This window comes from Amycolatopsis kentuckyensis, from assembly GCF_002155975.1.
Taxonomy (GTDB): Bacteria; Actinomycetota; Actinomycetes; order Mycobacteriales; family Pseudonocardiaceae; genus Amycolatopsis; species Amycolatopsis kentuckyensis.
The window spans coordinates 1-634 of the sequence record NZ_MUMI01000820.1; the positions used below are offsets into that span (position 1 = coordinate 1).

Consider the following 634-nt stretch of genomic DNA (forward strand, 5'->3'; position numbering starts at 1 on the left):
GCCGGACATCGAGCGCCCGCCGCACACCCGGCTCACCGCGGCCGAAGTCGCGCGGCTCCGCACGGAGCCGAAGGAGTGGGCGCGCTACTACCTGTCGTTCCAGGTGGAGACCTGGGACCGGGACCTGGTGCTCACGACGTTCCTGCACGTCGCGGTGGACGACACGACGCTCTACGTCGAGTGGACGCCGTACATGCTGCCGCCGATCCGGGCCGAGTACCGGGTGGTGGACAAGATGCGGCCGGATTCCCTGCGCCCGCTCGGTCAGGGCGTGCTGGCGTGGCTGGAGATGCCGGCGAGCCTGCCGGGCCGGATCCTGAACCTCGCGTCGTGGATCCGGCAGCCGAAGCGCGAGCCCGGCGTCCTGGACCCGGACCGCTACGGCGCCGCGAGCACGCTGCGCGAACTGGCTTCGGTGAACCTGTTCACCGACTACTTCCAGCTCGTCGACATCACGCGCTACGAGAAGATCATCGAAAGCCGCCTCCTCCCGGCGATCGGCAAGCTCCTCGGCGACGCGGGCTTCTCGACGGCGAAGTTCGAAGAGCAGGCGTCGGTCGTGATCAACAACGACATCACCATCCGCGGCGACAACCGCGGGCCGATCACCCAGACCGGGTTGCGCACCCCGCGC

1 protein-coding gene is annotated in these 634 nt (G+C 69.4%); it reads left to right on the forward strand.

The genetic code is table 11. The features are described 5' to 3' along the window. Positions 1-634: AbeC-like domain-containing protein (locus CCN39_RS50530; protein ID WP_491844442.1), on the forward strand; the 634-nt coding region annotated here is incomplete at both ends.